16 protein-coding genes are annotated in these 14,489 nt (G+C 60.5%); 10 read left to right on the plus strand and 6 right to left on the minus strand.

The window, feature by feature from the left end; translation table 11 throughout:
- Positions 1–14 precede the first annotated feature (14 nt).
- The 3 genes from AF70_RS13370 to AF70_RS13380 are packed head-to-tail and all read left to right on the plus strand — an operon-like array spanning position 15 to position 2,100.
- The gene (locus tag AF70_RS13370; RefSeq protein WP_019580936.1) at positions 15–869 is read left to right on the plus strand and encodes a DUF692 domain-containing protein; all 855 of its coding nucleotides are present in this window, start codon (positions 15–17) and stop codon (positions 867–869) included.
- Positions 866–1,624 (plus strand): DUF2063 domain-containing protein, encoded by a 759-nt coding sequence (locus AF70_RS13375; protein ID WP_028939250.1) that lies wholly within the window; start codon positions 866–868, stop codon positions 1,622–1,624. The genes AF70_RS13370 and AF70_RS13375 overlap by 4 nt, the downstream gene beginning before the upstream one ends.
- Positions 1,621–2,100 (plus strand): DoxX family protein, encoded by a 480-nt coding sequence (locus AF70_RS13380; protein WP_028939249.1) that lies wholly within the window; start codon positions 1,621–1,623, stop codon positions 2,098–2,100. The genes AF70_RS13375 and AF70_RS13380 overlap by 4 nt, the downstream gene beginning before the upstream one ends.
- Before the next feature lie 41 nt (positions 2,101–2,141).
- Here the strand turns inward: AF70_RS13380 and AF70_RS13385 are convergent, their stop codons facing one another.
- Positions 2,142–3,056, minus strand: coding sequence for a LysR family transcriptional regulator (locus AF70_RS13385; RefSeq protein ID WP_019580939.1), 915 nt, complete (start codon positions 3,054–3,056; stop codon positions 2,142–2,144).
- A 106-nt stretch (positions 3,057–3,162) separates the two neighbouring features.
- Between AF70_RS13385 and AF70_RS13390 the strand changes: the two genes are divergently transcribed.
- The 3 genes from AF70_RS13390 (at position 3,163) to AF70_RS13400 (ending at position 6,230) form a co-directional block, all read left to right on the plus strand.
- Positions 3,163–3,762 carry a short chain dehydrogenase gene (locus AF70_RS13390; protein ID WP_019580940.1) on the plus strand — a complete coding sequence of 200 codons (600 nt, stop codon included), beginning with the start codon at positions 3,163–3,165 and terminating at the stop codon, positions 3,760–3,762.
- A 93-nt stretch (positions 3,763–3,855) separates the two neighbouring features.
- On the plus strand, positions 3,856–4,521 hold the full coding sequence (locus tag AF70_RS13395; RefSeq protein WP_019580941.1) for a COG3650 family protein: 666 nt from the start codon (positions 3,856–3,858) through the stop codon (positions 4,519–4,521).
- A gap of 95 nt (positions 4,522–4,616) precedes the next feature.
- Positions 4,617–6,230, plus strand: coding sequence for an NAD(P)/FAD-dependent oxidoreductase (locus AF70_RS13400; RefSeq protein ID WP_019580942.1), 1,614 nt, complete (start codon positions 4,617–4,619; stop codon positions 6,228–6,230).
- Between the two features lie 43 nt (positions 6,231–6,273).
- On the opposite strand, the gene AF70_RS13405 is transcribed toward AF70_RS13400, so the two are convergent.
- Positions 6,274–7,371 carry a PLP-dependent cysteine synthase family protein gene (locus tag AF70_RS13405; protein ID WP_173861174.1) on the minus strand — a complete coding sequence of 366 codons (1,098 nt, stop codon included), beginning with the start codon at positions 7,369–7,371 and terminating at the stop codon, positions 6,274–6,276.
- A gap of 247 nt (positions 7,372–7,618) precedes the next feature.
- Between AF70_RS13405 and nhaA the strand changes: the two genes are divergently transcribed.
- From nhaA to AF70_RS13420, 3 genes are all read left to right on the plus strand, one after another.
- Entirely contained in the window at positions 7,619–8,806 is a 1,188-nt protein-coding gene (nhaA, locus tag AF70_RS13410; RefSeq protein WP_028939248.1) for a Na+/H+ antiporter NhaA, read from the plus strand.
- A 121-nt stretch (positions 8,807–8,927) separates the two neighbouring features.
- Complete coding sequence (locus tag AF70_RS13415; protein WP_028939247.1) at positions 8,928–10,109, plus strand: S-type pyocin domain-containing protein; 1,182 nt, start codon at positions 8,928–8,930, stop codon at positions 10,107–10,109.
- Positions 10,106–10,342, plus strand: a complete 237-nt coding sequence (locus AF70_RS13420) for a hypothetical protein (protein ID WP_018926910.1) — start codon at positions 10,106–10,108, stop codon at positions 10,340–10,342. Before AF70_RS13415 ends, AF70_RS13420 begins: the two co-directional genes overlap by 4 nt.
- Positions 10,343–10,425: 83 nt before the next feature.
- Here the strand turns inward: AF70_RS13420 and AF70_RS13425 are convergent, their stop codons facing one another.
- Positions 10,426–10,890 (minus strand): glycine zipper 2TM domain-containing protein, encoded by a 465-nt coding sequence (locus tag AF70_RS13425; protein WP_019580945.1) that lies wholly within the window; start codon positions 10,888–10,890, stop codon positions 10,426–10,428.
- Positions 10,891–11,058: 168 nt separating this feature from the next.
- Between AF70_RS13425 and AF70_RS13430 the strand changes: the two genes are divergently transcribed.
- Complete coding sequence (locus AF70_RS13430; RefSeq protein ID WP_019580946.1) at positions 11,059–11,295, plus strand: hypothetical protein; 237 nt, start codon at positions 11,059–11,061, stop codon at positions 11,293–11,295.
- A gap of 5 nt (positions 11,296–11,300) precedes the next feature.
- Here the strand turns inward: AF70_RS13430 and pdxH are convergent, their stop codons facing one another.
- From pdxH to AF70_RS13445, 3 genes are all read right to left on the minus strand, one after another.
- Positions 11,301–11,948 (minus strand): pyridoxamine 5'-phosphate oxidase, encoded by a 648-nt coding sequence (pdxH, locus tag AF70_RS13435; RefSeq protein WP_007935906.1) that lies wholly within the window; start codon positions 11,946–11,948, stop codon positions 11,301–11,303.
- A 24-nt stretch (positions 11,949–11,972) separates the two neighbouring features.
- On the minus strand, positions 11,973–12,965 hold the full coding sequence (locus AF70_RS13440) for an OmpA family protein (RefSeq protein ID WP_019580948.1): 993 nt from the start codon (positions 12,963–12,965) through the stop codon (positions 11,973–11,975).
- 115 nt (positions 12,966–13,080) lie between these two features.
- A complete protein-coding gene (locus AF70_RS13445) occupies positions 13,081–14,226 on the minus strand; it encodes an EstA family serine hydrolase (protein WP_028939246.1) in 1,146 nt (381 codons plus the stop codon).
- Between the last annotated feature and the right edge of the window lie 263 nt (positions 14,227–14,489).

Consider the following 14,489-nt stretch of genomic DNA (forward strand, 5'->3'; position numbering starts at 1 on the left):
CCAGAGTGTCGACCATGAACCATTCATTCTCCGGGCTCCCGCCCCGCTCCGGGCTGGGGCTCAAGACCGAGCACTTTCGTGAAGTGCTCGGTGCACAACCGGACATCGGTTTCTTCGAAGTCCACGCCGAAAACTACATGGTGGCCGGCGGCCCGTTTCATCATTTCCTGGGGTTGATCCGTGAGCAGTATCCGCTGTCGCTGCATGGCGTTGGCCTGTCCATCGGTGCCGAAGGTCCGCTGGATGGTCAGCACCTGCAAAGGCTGGCCGCGCTGATCGAGCGCTATCAACCCCACTCCTTTTCCGAACACCTGGCCTGGTCCAGCCATGGCCCGGTGTTTCTCAATGACCTGCTACCCCTGGCCTACGATGCGCCGACGCTGAACCGCGTCTGCGAGCACATCGATCAGGTACAGAACATCCTCAAACGCCCGATGCTGCTGGAAAACCCGGCGACATACCTGGCGTTCCAGAACTCGACAATCGATGAAGCCGACTTCATCGGTGAAGTCATTCACCGCACCGGCTGCGGCCTGCTGCTGGACGTCAACAACGTTTACGTTTCCTGCGTCAATCACCAAAGAGATCCGCTGGCCTACATCGACGCCCTGCCGCTGCACGCGGTAGGAGAGATTCATCTGGCGGGGTTTGCCGAAGACACCGACAGCCTTGGTGACCGACTGCTGATCGACGATCACGGCGCGCCCGTCGATAGCGCGGTGTGGGCGCTGTACTCGCAGGTGCTGGAGCGGGTCGGCCCGATCGCCACATTGATCGAACGCGACAACCGGTTACCGGCCTTCAACGTATTGCACGCCGAAGCCCGTCATGCCGATGAGTTGCTGCACCGCGCGGGGAGCCGGCCATGAGCACTCAAGCCGCTTTTGCCGCGGCCCTGCTCGATCCGCAACAGCCCAGCCCCGAGGGTTTGTGCAGCGCCAACGGTGCCGATCCGGCCAGCCGTTTCGCGGTGTATCGCAACAATGTGCAGAGCTCGCTGACCAACGCCCTGGCCGACAGTTATCCGGTGGTTGTGCAGTTGGTGGGCGATGAGTTTTTCCGAGCGATGGCAGGGTTGTATGTGCAGCGTTGCCCGCCGCAAAGCCCGCTCATCAACGACTACGGCAAGGACTTCGCCGAGTTCATCGACAGTTTTGAACCGGCAGCCAGCGTGCCTTATCTGGCCGATATGGCGCGGCTGGAGCGCTTGCGCGTTCAGGCTTATCACGCCGCTGATGCGCAGCCCTTGAGCCATGAGCAGATCGCCACCGTGCTGTCGGACCCACAGGCGCTGAGCGAGCTGACCGTAGGGCTTCACCCCTCCCTGAATCTGTTGGCTTCAGCTTTCGCCGTGGTCGCCATCTGGGCGGCGCATCAACAGGACTCGACGCTGGCCGGGATCGACCTCAGCCACGGGCAAAACGCGCTGGTGTTGCGCAACGGACTGGAGGTCGAGGTCTTCGCCATCGACCACGGCGCCAGCACCTTCATTCAGAACCTGCGACTCGGCCTGCCCCTGAGCCAGGCGTTGGAAACCGCGCCCGCCTTCGATCTCAGCCAAACCCTGGCGCTGCTGATCAGCCACAACGCCATCACCCATTTACACCACAAGGTATCGCCATGAACACGAACCCCATCAGCCGCGCCATCGCGCTGCTGGAAAAAATCCCCCACAGCTTGATCGCCTTCATCGCACGCTTTTCCATCGCCGCGGTGTTCTGGAAGTCCGGGCAGACCAAGGTGGAAGGCCTGGCCATCGATTTGATCGACGGCACCTTTGAGCTTGGCGTACCCAGACTGGCGGACTCGACCATCCCGTTGTTCCAGAGTGAATACCATGTGCCGTTGCTCTCCCCGGAACTGGCGGCGCACCTGGCGGCTTTCGCTGAGCATTTCTTTCCGGTGCTGATCCTGATCGGCTTCGCCACGCGCTTTTCAGCACTGGCGCTGTTGGGCATGACCTTGACCATTCAGCTGTTCGTGTACCCCGATGCCTATCCGACCCACGGCACCTGGGCGGCAGTATTGCTGTACTTGATGGCGACCGGACCGGGTAGGTTGTCGATCGATCACCTGATTGCCAGGCGTTGCGCCCGCTGATACCGACCTCAGAACTCCCATAAAGGTTGTGTGGTGAGACGTTATCGTTGAAGCCGATCCAACGCCTCACCACTGCGCTTGAACCAACCGATCAAATAGTCCGCCAGCACTTGGGTACGCTTCGGCAACCCGCCCTGATACGGATGCACCAGATACATCGGCATGCTGCGGGTCTGATAATCACGAAGGAGCCAGCGCAAACGCCCGTCGGCCAATTCCTCTTGCAACAGATAGGACGGCAAACGCGCAATGCCGGCCCCGGTCAGTGCAGCTTTCTTCAAGAGGTTGTAATGGTTGCTGGCGAACGGCCCCGACACTCGCACCCGCGTTAACTCGTGCTGTTGGTGATAGAGCCATTCTTCGCGACCGCTGTAATGGCTGTTGAGAAGACAGCGGTGTTCGGCCAAGGCCTGTGGCGTCAGCGGCTCACCGAATCGCTCGAGATACGCCGGGCTGGCGCAGGTCATCTCGTGCCAGGCCAGCAACGGTCGGGCCACCAGACGTTCGTCGTTGGCCACTTCTGAACGGATCGCCAAGTCGAAACCGTCCCGGGACAAGTCGCGGTAGTGGTTGTTGAGTTCCAGCTCGATCTGCACCTCGGGGTACTGCCGGGAAAATTCCAGCAGTGCGCCATCAAAGAACGTTTCCCCCAATGAAACCGGCACCGTCATCCGCACCGGGCCGGCCATGTCGTCTTTCAGCCGTGCCAATGCCTGACGCGCACGCTCCACCTGCACCACCAGCGCCTGGGCTTGCGGCAACAACGCCGCACCCGCCGCCGTCAGGCTCAAGCGCCGAGTGGTGCGTTGCAGCAACACCACGCCAAAGCGCGTTTCCAGCAGGCTGATGCGCTTGGAGAGTTGCCCCTTGCTGCAACCCAGTTGCTGGGCGGCCAGGGTGAAACTGCCCGCTTCGATCAACACCGCGAACGCCGCCAGATCGTCCATTTCGCTCATGGATTGTTTCCATTTGAAAACCAAAGGTTGCCCATTAGCACGCTTATTAATAAAAAAAACCACACTAGACTTAACTTTAAATCCAACCCACTTAAGGAACTGCACGATGAAAATTCTGTTGATTGGCGCCTCCGGCACCGTCGGTTCGGCCATTGACCATGAACTGTCCCAGCGCCACAAAATCATCCGTATCGGCCGTAAAAGCGGGGATTTCCAGGTCGACATCAGTGACAGCGACTCGATCCGCAAACTGTTCGAACAGACCGGCAACTTCGATGCGTTGATCTGCGCCGCCGGCAGCGTCAACTTCGTGCCGCTGGCCACCATGACCGCACAGGACTTCGAACTGGGCTTGCGAGACAAGCTGATGGGCCAGGTCAACCTGCTGCTGATCGGCCGGGAATTCGCCAATGACGGTGCGTCTTTCACCTTCACCACCGGCATCCTCAGCCACGATCCGATTCGTACCGGCAGCTCCGCGGCCCTGGTCAACGGTGCCCTCGACGCCTTCGTCCGTGCGGCGGCGATCGAACTGCCGCGAGGCCTGCGTATCAACTCGGTCAGCCCGAACGTACTGGTCGAAGCCATGGGCAGCTATGCGCCGTACTTCCGTGGTTTCAAACCGGTTCCCGCCGCCGACGTGGCATTGGCCTACGCCAAAAGTGTGGAAGGCCTGCAGACCGGTCAGACCTATCGCGTCGGTTGAACCAGACTTGCCCACAGGAAAGCGAGAACATTGCAGGGTTGTGATGAACGGTCAGGCTGAGTAACGTGGCGACACTTGTCTGGAGACTCAAAGATGCGTGTTGCCCGTTCCCTGGTACTTGTTGCCCTGCTTCCGTTGTTCGCCGCTTGCCAACTGCTCGATGGCCCACGGCAGAGCGCCTCCCATGTGGGCCAGACCCGCATGCAGGGCCAATTGACGGCGGCCGACGGCAAGCTGCTGTTCCAGCCGTGTAATGAACAGCGCAGTTTTGTGGTCAATGACACCGGGGGCACCAGCATCCTGCAAGAGGCTGCGACCCTGGCTGACGAACAGGGCAAGTTGTTTGCCGACGTGCGCGGCCGGATCGTTGCCAGTGGCGCCGACAGCCAGCTCGACCTCACACAGTTGTACCGCGTCGAGCGTTCGGGCACCGCCTGCGACGATCCCAATTTCAAACAGCTGATCCTGCGCGCCGCCGGCCATGGCCCGGAGTGGAGCGTCAAGGTCAGCGGCAAGGGCATGGTCATCGACCGCGCCGGTCAGCCGCCCCTGGCCCTGCCGTACGTTGAAGAACAGCTGGGCGATGGCCGCTTCAACCTCAGCACCGAAGCCAATAATCAGCGCATCGAGCTCTGGGTCGCGCCGCGGCGTTGCGTCGACAGCAGCACCGGCAGCGTGCAGCACATGAGCGCCGAGTTGCGTATCGACGGCCAGGTGCAACGCGGCTGCGGGTATTTCGGCGGATCGCGTAACGACTGATCGTTTTAGCCTCACTGGAATCATCCTTTGAGGCTTATAATCGCGGGCTTCAAACGCCTTGGCGCAGTTGTGCGCCCCGCGAACCGGATCCCGCCATGTTACGAATCACCGAACTCAAGTTGCCGATCGACCATCCCGAAGAAGACCTGCGCCCTGCCATCGTGCAGCGCCTGGGCATCGCCAGTGATGACCTGCTCGACTTCACCTTGTTCAAGCGCAGCTACGATGCGCGCAAAAAGTCCTCCGAACTGTGTTTCATCTACACCATCGACCTCAACGTTCGCGATGAGGCGGCGGTGCTGCGCACGTTCGCCGATGACCGTAACGTCAACGTGGCGCCGGATGTCAGCTACAAAATGGTCGGCCAGGCGCCGGCCGACCTGAGCCAGCGTCCGATCGTGGTCGGCTTCGGCCCGTGCGGGATCTTCGCCGGCCTGGTGCTGGCGCAGATGGGCTTCAAGCCGATCATTCTCGAACGCGGCACCGAAGTGCGCCAGCGCACCAAGGACACCTGGGGCCTGTGGCGTAAAAGTGTGCTCAACCCCGAATCCAACGTGCAGTTCGGTGAAGGCGGCGCGGGAACGTTCTCCGACGGCAAACTCTACAGCCAGATCAAAGACCCGAAATTCCTCGGTCGCAAGGTTCTGCATGAGTTCGTCAAGGCTGGTGCGCCGGAAGAAATCCTCTACGTCAGCAAGCCGCACATCGGGACGTTCCGTCTGACCGGTGTGGTGGAAAACATGCGTGAGCAGATTCGCTCCCTGGGCGGCGAAGTGCGCTTCCAGCAGCGGGTGACCGATGTGCTGATCGACGACGGCCAACTGGTGGGCGTCGAACTCCATGGCGGCGAACAGATCCATTCGAAGCACGTGATCCTGGCCCTCGGCCACAGCGCCCGGGACACCTTCCGCATGCTGCACGGCCGTGGCGTGTACATGGAAGCCAAGCCGTTCTCGGTGGGTTTCCGCATCGAACACCCGCAGTCGCTGATCGACCGCGCGCGCCTTGGCAAATACGCCGGCCACCCGAAACTCGGCGCTGCCGACTACAAACTGGTGCACCACGCCAAAAACGGCCGATCGGTCTACAGCTTCTGCATGTGCCCGGGCGGCACCGTAGTGGCGGCGACCTCCGAGCCGAACCGCGTGGTCACCAACGGCATGAGCCAATACTCGCGTAACGAGCGCAACGCCAACTCCGGGATCGTCGTCGGCATCACCCCGGAAGTCGATTATCCGGGCGGCCCACTGGCCGGCATCGAGTTGCAGGAACGCCTGGAATCCCACGCCTTTGTGCTGGGCGGCAGCAACTACGAAGCACCGGCGCAACTGGTCGGCGACTTCATTGCCGGCAAGCCGTCCACCGAATTGGGCAGCGTCGAACCGTCCTACAAACCGGGCGTTGCCTTGGGTGATTTGGCCCTGGCCCTGCCGGCGTTCGCCATCGAAGCGATTCGCGAAGCCCTGCCAGCGTTCGAGAAGCAGATTCGTGGCTACTCGCTGCACGACGCCGTGTTGACCGGGATCGAGACGCGCACCTCTTCGCCGTTGCGCATTACCCGTAACGAGTCGATGCAGAGCCTTAACGTGAAGGGTTTGTTCCCGGCGGGTGAAGGCGCGGGTTATGCGGGCGGGATTCTGTCGGCGGGTGTAGACGGGATTCGGATTGCCGAAGCGGTTGCCCGGGATATCCTTGGCCTAGAAGCCTGACCCAGATGATCGTTCCCACGCTCGCGTGGGAACGATCATCTGGTCAGATATTGGCGCGCAACACGCTGGCCGGCAGCGGCTCTCCGCGCTCAACGCTGGCCGCCACGGCATCCATCAGACCACTCAACTCATACCCCTGGGCCTTGAGCCAGGCCTGATCGTAATAGGTGTCGGCATAGCGCTCGCCGCCATCGCACAGAATCGCCACGATCGACCCCGACTCCCCCGCCGTCGCCATCTGCTGGGCCGCCATCAAGGCGCCGATCAGGTTGGTCCCGCTCGAACCGCCAACCCGTCGCCCCAAACGTTGCGCCAGGTAATGCATGGCTGCCAGTGACAAGGCGTCTGGCACCTTGACCATTGCGTCGATGACTTTGGGCAAGAACGACGCTTCGACACGCGGCCGGCCAATGCCTTCAATCCGTGACCCGTGATCCAGGCGCAGACTGGCGTCTCCGGTCTTGTAGTAATCGAAAAACACCGAACGCTCGGCATCGGCGCACAACACACGAGTGCAATGCTGGCGATAGCGAACGTAACGGCCCAGCGTCGCGGTGGTGCCGCCGGTGCCAGGGCTGGAAATCAGCCAGCTCGGTTCCGGGTGCTGCTCGAAGCGCATCTGATGGAAGATCGATTCGGCGATGTTGTTGTTCGCTCGCCAGTCGGTGGCGCGTTCTGCGTAGGTGAACTGGTCGATGAAATGCCCGTCGTGTTCGTGAGCCAGGCGTTCGGACTCAGCGTAAATCTGCGTCGGATCATCCACCAGATGGCTCTTGCCACCGTAGAAAGCGATTTGCGCGATCTTTTCCTTGGACGTGCTCGCGGGCATCACCGCAATGAACGGCAAACCCAGCAAGCGGGCGAAGTACGCCTCGGAAATCGCCGTCGAACCGCTGGACGCTTCAATCACCGGCGCACCGGGCTTGAGCCAGCCGTTACACAGCGCATAGAGGAACAATGAGCGAGCCAACCGATGTTTCAGGCTGCCGGTGGGATGGCTCGACTCATCCTTGAAGTACAACTCGATGCCCGGCAATCCCGGTAGCGGCAAGGGGATCAGGTGGGTATCAGCGCTGCGCTGGAAGTCGGCTTCGATGATCCGGATGGCTTCGCGGGCCCACTGTCGGTTGTCGCTCATGATGGTTTTCTCGTTGAATCAGGCAAGAGTGGGCCTTGTCGCAAGGCTCAGTTCACAAGCTTAGGAAAAAACCAACATCACGCACAGATACAGCTGGGGTTCAATACGTCCGGCAACTGCTAGGCTCAGGCCTTTGCTGACCGGGTACGTTGTAACGACATATAACAAAAAAGAATATAACTTTTGTTTTAACAACCAACGGTACGGGTTAGGGTGTGCCACCTTATGAATTCATCGATGGAGAGCGACCTTGCCTCTGCGTAGCACGTTCACGCGTTTCTTTCAGTTGGAAGCTGCCAGCGGTCTGCTATTGATCGCCGCAGCTGTCCTGGCCCTGATCATCAACAACTCATCGCTGTCGTGGCTCTATAACGGCCTGCTGGACACCCCCGTGGTGGCTCAGATCGGCGCGCTGAAAATCGCCAAGCCATTGCTGCTGTGGATCAACGACGGCCTGATGGCCCTGTTCTTCCTGTTGATCGGCCTGGAAGTGAAGCGCGAAGTCCTCGACGGCCAACTGTCGAAACCGTCGCAGATCGTCCTGCCCGGCGCGGCCGCAATTGGCGGCATGGTGGTGCCGGCGCTGATCTACTGGTTCCTCAACCGCGATAACCCGTCCGCCCTGAGCGGCTGGGCCATCCCGACGGCTACCGACATTGCCTTCGCCCTTGGCGTGCTGGCCCTGCTGGGTAAACGCGTGCCAGTGTCGTTGAAACTGTTCCTGATGACCCTGGCGATCATCGACGACCTGGGCGCGATCATCATCATCGCGATCTTCTATTCCGGCGCGTTGTCGACCCTGTCCCTGGCGCTGGCCGCCGCCTGCATCGCGGCCTTGATCGGGATGAACCGACTCGGCGTGGTCAAGCTCGGACCGTACATGATCATCGGGTTGATCCTTTGGGTCTGCGTACTCAAGAGCGGCGTGCACGCGACGCTGGCGGGTGTGACCCTGGCCTTCTGCATTCCACTGCGCACGAAAAACGCCGAGCCTTCGCCGCTGCTGACCCTGGAACATGCCCTGCACCCGTGGGTGGCCTACGGCATCCTGCCGCTGTTCGCCTTCGCCAACGCCGGCCTGTCCCTGAGCGGCGTGACCGTCGAAAGCTTCACCCACCATGTGCCGATGGGCATCGCCGTCGGCCTGCTGCTGGGCAAGACCGTCGGTGTTTTCGGCCTGACCTGGCTGGCGGTAAAAATCGGCATCGCCGCCCTGCCCCAAGGCGCCAACTGGGGCCAGATCATGGGGGTGGCGATCCTCTGCGGCATCGGTTTCACCATGAGTTTGTTCGTCGGCTCCCTGGCCTTCGTGCCCGGCGCCAGTGAATATGCCGGGATGGACCGCATGGGTATTCTGACCGGCTCGATCCTGGCGGCATTGATCGGTTATGCAGTGACGGCGGCGGCAAGTCGCAAGAGCACCGCACTGCAATCCTGAGTGATAGAGAACACTCTTAGCGACATTGAGGACTCGTCCTACAGCCATGATTAGCCACGTTCGATAACGTCGCGCAGCCCCCTCTTTGGGGGTTGCCGATGGACGCGCGAAAGGACAATCAGTGGCTGGCAACAAGGACATCCCACGGGTGCAAAACCCACCGTCGGGCGACGGGCATCACGTCACCCACCGATTCATGACGGCCACCGAATTGGCCGAGCGTGATGCCAGACAAAACGCCTACGACGCTATGCTCGCAAGGCAGCAAACCTTCGAAGACAGCCTTCAAGTCGCAGCGAGAAAGGACAACGTTGCCCGTGCGGGATGCGTGTTCGCCAAGTCCTGCAAACTGCCTGATGCAATCATCGACTACACGAACACCTCCGGAGTTGTTCCGACCGACAGCCTGAAAGACTACGGCGAACTGGTTCTGCTCGGCGCCCGCGAGGCTGATGAAACCGGTGTCGTGCCGCTGAAGAAAATCAGTGGCACCGCCATTCCAGCGGGTTTCGGCAGCTTCGCCCTGGGTGGCTCAGCGTTCGCCGCATTACCCGCCGTCGCAGCCAGCACCGCTGCGGCTACCTTGGCAGGCCTGGTGGCTCTGGTCATACCGTCAAGCCTTGGCGACAGCTCTCTCTACACCGAAGAACAACTGCGATCCCTCAAACAGGCCCGCACTCGCGTGCGTCTGCGGGTCGAGCAACAGGCTGATGGCAGTCTCAAGGGATACGGTTTTTACACTGGCAAAAACCGCGATTGGGAAATGGTCGATGTCGTGCAGTTCACCTTGCGCGGCAGTCAGCAGGTGGCTGATCTCGGGGACGGCATTGAGCTGATCTGGACGCCGGCCGAGAACGGTTCAAGCACCCTCGGCATCCCCGCTTTGGAAGCTGCGCCACAAGCGCCGCACATCTGGGTTTACCCGCCGACGAAGGCGGCTGACAGCATCATCGTGAATCCGGTTTATCCGCCGGAGTACAAGGATTTCATTCTTGTGTTTCCGGCGGATTCGGGGGTGTTGCCGGTTTATATTGTGGTGAGTGTTGCGGACCACAAATATCATCCGGCGCCAAACGGGCTTACCGCTTTTCCTGATGCCACACCGGCAAAACAGAAGACTCGGGTCAAAGGTAGAGGCACCCGAATGCGCTGGAGAACGGCTGAAGGGCGAATTCTAGAATGGGATTATCAGCATGGAGCAGTAGAAATGTATGACAAACGAGGTCGCCATCTGGGTGAGTTTGACGCTGAAACAGGTAATCAAAACAAGCCGGCGGATCCGAAAAGAAGGATAGAACCGTGAACCACGTAATTTATGCTTTTGATAAAGAAACAGAAGCGCTGGTATTCGAAGTGCCTGTCCCGGCAGACGGCATTGCACAGCTGAGGGCGATAATGAGTTGGACTGAGGCTGAAGAAGAAATCTATGGCTATGACCTTGATTCCCAGCAGATAACAAAACTGGAAACATTAGTCGGTCGATCATTTTACGATCCACAATACGATTTTCAGCTCGGTTGTTATGCAAGCAAGTAAATGCTCTGGTTCAACTCCACAGCCCAAAAGAAAACCCCGACCAGCTCACCTGATCGGGGTTTTCTTTTACCCTACATTCCCGCTTAGTGCGAAACGCGGCTGGTCCCACCCACAGTGGAAATCCGCACACGCTCACCCACACGGAACACTTCGTTTGGCTGAACTTCCTGCACGTAGGCGCGCATGCTGCCATCGTCTTCGCGTACGGTGATTTCGACGCCTTGAGTGCGAGTCAGGCCTTCTTCGGCAGCCGAGCCCACCAGACCACCCGCTACCGCGCCGATGACCGCTGCAACGATGCTGCCGCGACCGCCGCCGACGGCGCTACCGCCGACGCCACCCACGACTGCGCCCGCAGCGCTGCCGATTGGGGTTTTGGTGCCTTCGATTTTCACCGGACGCAGGGATTCGATGGTGCCCATGCGAATCGTCTGCACGCGACGCGCTTCGTCACGGGAGTAGGAGTCACCGGTCAGGCTCGATTGGCAGCCAGTGAGCAACATCGCCATCGTGGAAAAGGAAGCAACCAGCAAAACAGACTTACGCATAGCATCAAACTCCATAGGACAGGTATCCATTAAAACCCGCAGCTTGACGCCTGTCACGGCATCGCCCGGATAAAATTGGTTTCATTCAGGCCTGGTACAGGCACTTTGCGAACTCACCACACAGTAGCGTCACATTACGAAATCTGCGCCGCTGACCCAAGGATTATCATGGATTACTTCATCATTGTCGTCACGACCGTCGCCGGTTTGTACTTCCATTGGTGGTTGTACGTGCGGATCAAACGCTGGATGGACCGCGATCTGGCGTTGTCACTGGCGGGTAAAGACCAACAAAAAAGAGCCTTCATGCTCCAGCAACTGGCGAACGCTCAAGCGCAGAAGATCAAGCGTCAGGACCTGCCACAATGGCTTGAGGCCGCTGCGGCAGGGTATCCCGATCAGTAGACCGTTTACGGGGCCAGGCGCTCACGTACCCAGTCCGCACCCTGCAAGCGGTAGTTGAGGCGATCGTGCAGACGGCTCGGACGGCCCTGCCAGAATTCGATGCGCTCCGGTAGCAAGCGATAACCGCCCCAATGCTCGGGGCAATGAGGCTGAGTGTCGCTGAAACGCTGCTCGGTGTCCTTGAGCAGCGCTTCCAGTTCGGCGCGATCGGCGATCACCCGGCTCTGGGGCGACGCCCAGGCACCGAGACGACTGCCCAGAGGGCGAACCTGATAGTAGGCGTCGGACTCTTCAGGCGTGACCTTCACCACCCGCCCTTCGATGCGCACCTGGCGCTCGAGGGCCGGCCAGAAGAACGTCATGGCTGCAAATGGATTGGCTGCCAATTGCTGACCCTTGTCGCTCTCGTAGTTGGTGAAGAAGGTAAAGCCCTGCTCGTCCAGGCCCTTGAGCAGCAGAATGCGACAATGCGGGCGACCATCCTGATCGACGGTGGCCAGTGTCATGGCATTCGCCTCCACCGGTACCTGCTCGGTTTTCACCGCATCGGCAAACCACTGATGGAACAGTGCGAACGGCTCGGCCGGGGCTTGCGCCTCGGTCAAGCCATCTCGGGTGTAATCGCGACGCATATCTGCCAAGGGCCGGGTCATGGCGCATTCCTTTTGGTTAACGGATCACTGCTTTGTGGCATCGGTGGCGGTGGCGCTCTTCGAATCGACAGCGGTTTTAGCCGGTGCGGCCTTTTTCGCGGGTGCCTTTTTGGCTGGAGCCTTGGCGGCCGCTTTCTTGGCCGGTGCCTTTTTCTTCGACGAGGCAGCCGTTTTTTTCGCAGCCGGTTCCGGGGTCACAGGCTTGGCCACTGGCTTGACGTCTTGCGCGACGACTTTGGTTACCGGTGCCGGAGCCGGCATATTGTACTTGCTTAGCAGCGCGGCCATGGTGTTTTGCGGCGTCAACAACAGCTCGACGCGACGGTTCAAGGCACGACCTTCGGCACTGTCGTTGGCGGCACGCGGTGCGTCACCGCCCATACCGCGCAACATCAGGCGATCACGCTGCAGACCGCTGAGACGGAAGATCGCTGCCACCGCCTGGGCGCGCTCCTGGCTCAGTTTCACGTTGGCCGGTGCGGCACCCGACGTATCACTGTGGCCGAGTACCAGCACGGCAGTCTTTGGATCGGCTTCGAGGATTTTCGCGACACGGGTGAACGGAGCGAGGGTCACCGGCAGCAGCATGGCCGGGCGGTCCGGGTTGAACGAGCCATCTACCGGAGCCGTGACGACCAGCACGTTTTCACGGCGTTCGAGTTGCAGGTTGCTGCCCTTGACCGCCTCGCGCAGGCGCGGCTCATAGTCGTCGAGCCAGGCTTGGGTGATTTTCGGATCGGGCATCGGCACGGCTGCTTTGGCAGTGCTGGTGCTCTGTTCCTTGCCGCCGAACGGCCACCACCATTTGCCACCGGCATCGGCTTCAGCCTTGGCGACGGGTACTGCGGCAGCAGGTTTCAGGGGCGCCGGAGCCGGGGCGGGTTCTTTAGTCGCGACCTTGTCGGAAGAACCGAACGGCCACCAACTGCTGCCACCTGCGGCATCATTTTGTGGGGTTTGTGCACAACCGGTGATAGCGAAGCACAGGGCCAGGGCGAGGGTTTTATTGGACGACATTGGGTATCCACAAAATGAGGTAATGAAAAGTCAGCTGGGGGGGGCCCCCGGCTAAACAGACGCTTTGAAACCACAAAGGCTTTCGGGTTCCAGCCCTGGCCCCCTTAAGCGTGATTTACAGACAAGTGGCCAGTACTCGCACGAGCTTTTGCGCTCGTGGATCCATCAAGACGTACGGCCCCAGGGTATTTGTCACAAAACCGAAGGCCACATCATGTTCCGGATCAGCAAAACCGATGGAGCCGCCAGCACCCGGGTGACCGAACGCCCGTGGGCCGAGGCCGTAGGTGGCGTTGGGTACATCCGGTTGATCGAGCATGCAACCCAGACCGAAGCGGGTCCGGGTCAATAAAGTCTTGTCTTCGCCAACGCTGTGTTCGCGGGTCAGCTCGTCGAGCATTTCGCTTTCCAGCAGGCTGCCATCGAGCAGTCCAGCGTAGAAACCGGCCAGGCTGCGGGCGTTGCCGTGGCCATTGGCGGCCGGCTGCTGCATGCGCCGCCATTCTGGTTTGTTGGTGCTGGTCATGATCGACGGCGGGTTGGTGAAGGCCCGAGTGGTCATGGCTGTCGGTTCGCGCATGGTCACCTGCAGCAAGCGCTGGGCCGCGGCATCGCCGACGTTGCCCTTACTGCGGGCGATGTGCGCCACGCGATGGAACTCTTTGTCGGCGAGGCCGACGTGGAAATCCAGCCCCAAGGGCTTGGCAACCCGCGCCACGATTGACTCACCCGGCCCACGCCCATCGGCGCGCCGCAGCAACTCACCGACCAGCCAGCCATAGGTGATTGCCGCATAACCGTGACCTTCACCCGGCGTCCACCAGGGTGCTTCGGCGGCCAAAGCATTGACCATGGTCTGCCAGTCGTAAAGCGCCTCAGGGGGTAGCAACTCGCGCAGGGCCGGCAAACCGGCCTGATGGCAGAGCAAGTGACGCAAGGTCACGGATTCTTTGCCGGCAGCGGCAAATTCGGGCCAGTAGCGGGCGACCGGGGCATCGAGTTGCAGCTTGCCTTCAGCCACCAATTGCAGGGCCGCCACGGCGGTGAAGGTTTTGGTGCAGGAGAACAGGTTGGCGATGGTGTCGCTGTGCCAAGCCTCATGGCCGTCCTTGTCGGCGGTACCGGCCCAAAGGTCGAGGACGGTTTCACCACCGATCCGGATGCACAACGCCGCGCCACGTTCCTGAGGATCGTCGAACAGCGCTGCAAACGCCTCACGCACCGCTTCGAACTTAAGCTCGTAATGACCCTGAATCTGCACCCGCAACTCTCCCGGATAAACGCTCTACAAAGTGGTCCGCATTGTTCCAGCCCTTGAGGGATTTGGGAACAGGATCGGGTCGGATGGTCGCCCGGTTATGGAAATGCCACAGACATCAATGATGCAATCCCCGTGGCGAGGGGGCTTGCCCCCGTTCGACTGCGAAGCGGTCGCAAAAACCTGTATTCGCGGTGCATCTGTAAGCATGGGGGCCGCTTCGCGGCCCAACGGGGGCAAGCCCCCTTGCCACAGGTCTATCAGGA

The organism is Pseudomonas sp. KD5 (genome assembly GCF_012932895.1).
Lineage (GTDB): Bacteria > Pseudomonadota > Gammaproteobacteria > Pseudomonadales > Pseudomonadaceae > Aquipseudomonas.

Coding starts and splice junctions, on each gene's coding strand:
- AF70_RS13440 (WP_019580948.1), bottom strand. CDS start 12,965: ATGTCGTCCAATAAAACCCTCGCCCTGGCCCTGTGCTTCGCTATCACC.
- AF70_RS13425 (WP_019580945.1), bottom strand. CDS start 10,890: ATGCGTAAGTCTGTTTTGCTGGTTGCTTCCTTTTCCACGATGGCGATG.
- AF70_RS13380 (WP_028939249.1), top strand. CDS start 1,621: ATGAACACGAACCCCATCAGCCGCGCCATCGCGCTGCTGGAAAAAATC.
- AF70_RS13375 (WP_028939250.1), top strand. CDS start 866: ATGAGCACTCAAGCCGCTTTTGCCGCGGCCCTGCTCGATCCGCAACAG.
- AF70_RS13385 (WP_019580939.1), bottom strand. CDS start 3,056: ATGAGCGAAATGGACGATCTGGCGGCGTTCGCGGTGTTGATCGAAGCG.
- AF70_RS13430 (WP_019580946.1), top strand. CDS start 11,059: ATGGATTACTTCATCATTGTCGTCACGACCGTCGCCGGTTTGTACTTC.
- AF70_RS13395 (WP_019580941.1), top strand. CDS start 3,856: ATGCGTGTTGCCCGTTCCCTGGTACTTGTTGCCCTGCTTCCGTTGTTC.
- pdxH (WP_007935906.1), bottom strand. CDS start 11,948: ATGACCCGGCCCTTGGCAGATATGCGTCGCGATTACACCCGAGATGGC.
- AF70_RS13370 (WP_019580936.1), top strand. CDS start 15: ATGAACCATTCATTCTCCGGGCTCCCGCCCCGCTCCGGGCTGGGGCTC.
- AF70_RS13390 (WP_019580940.1), top strand. CDS start 3,163: ATGAAAATTCTGTTGATTGGCGCCTCCGGCACCGTCGGTTCGGCCATT.
- AF70_RS13400 (WP_019580942.1), top strand. CDS start 4,617: ATGTTACGAATCACCGAACTCAAGTTGCCGATCGACCATCCCGAAGAA.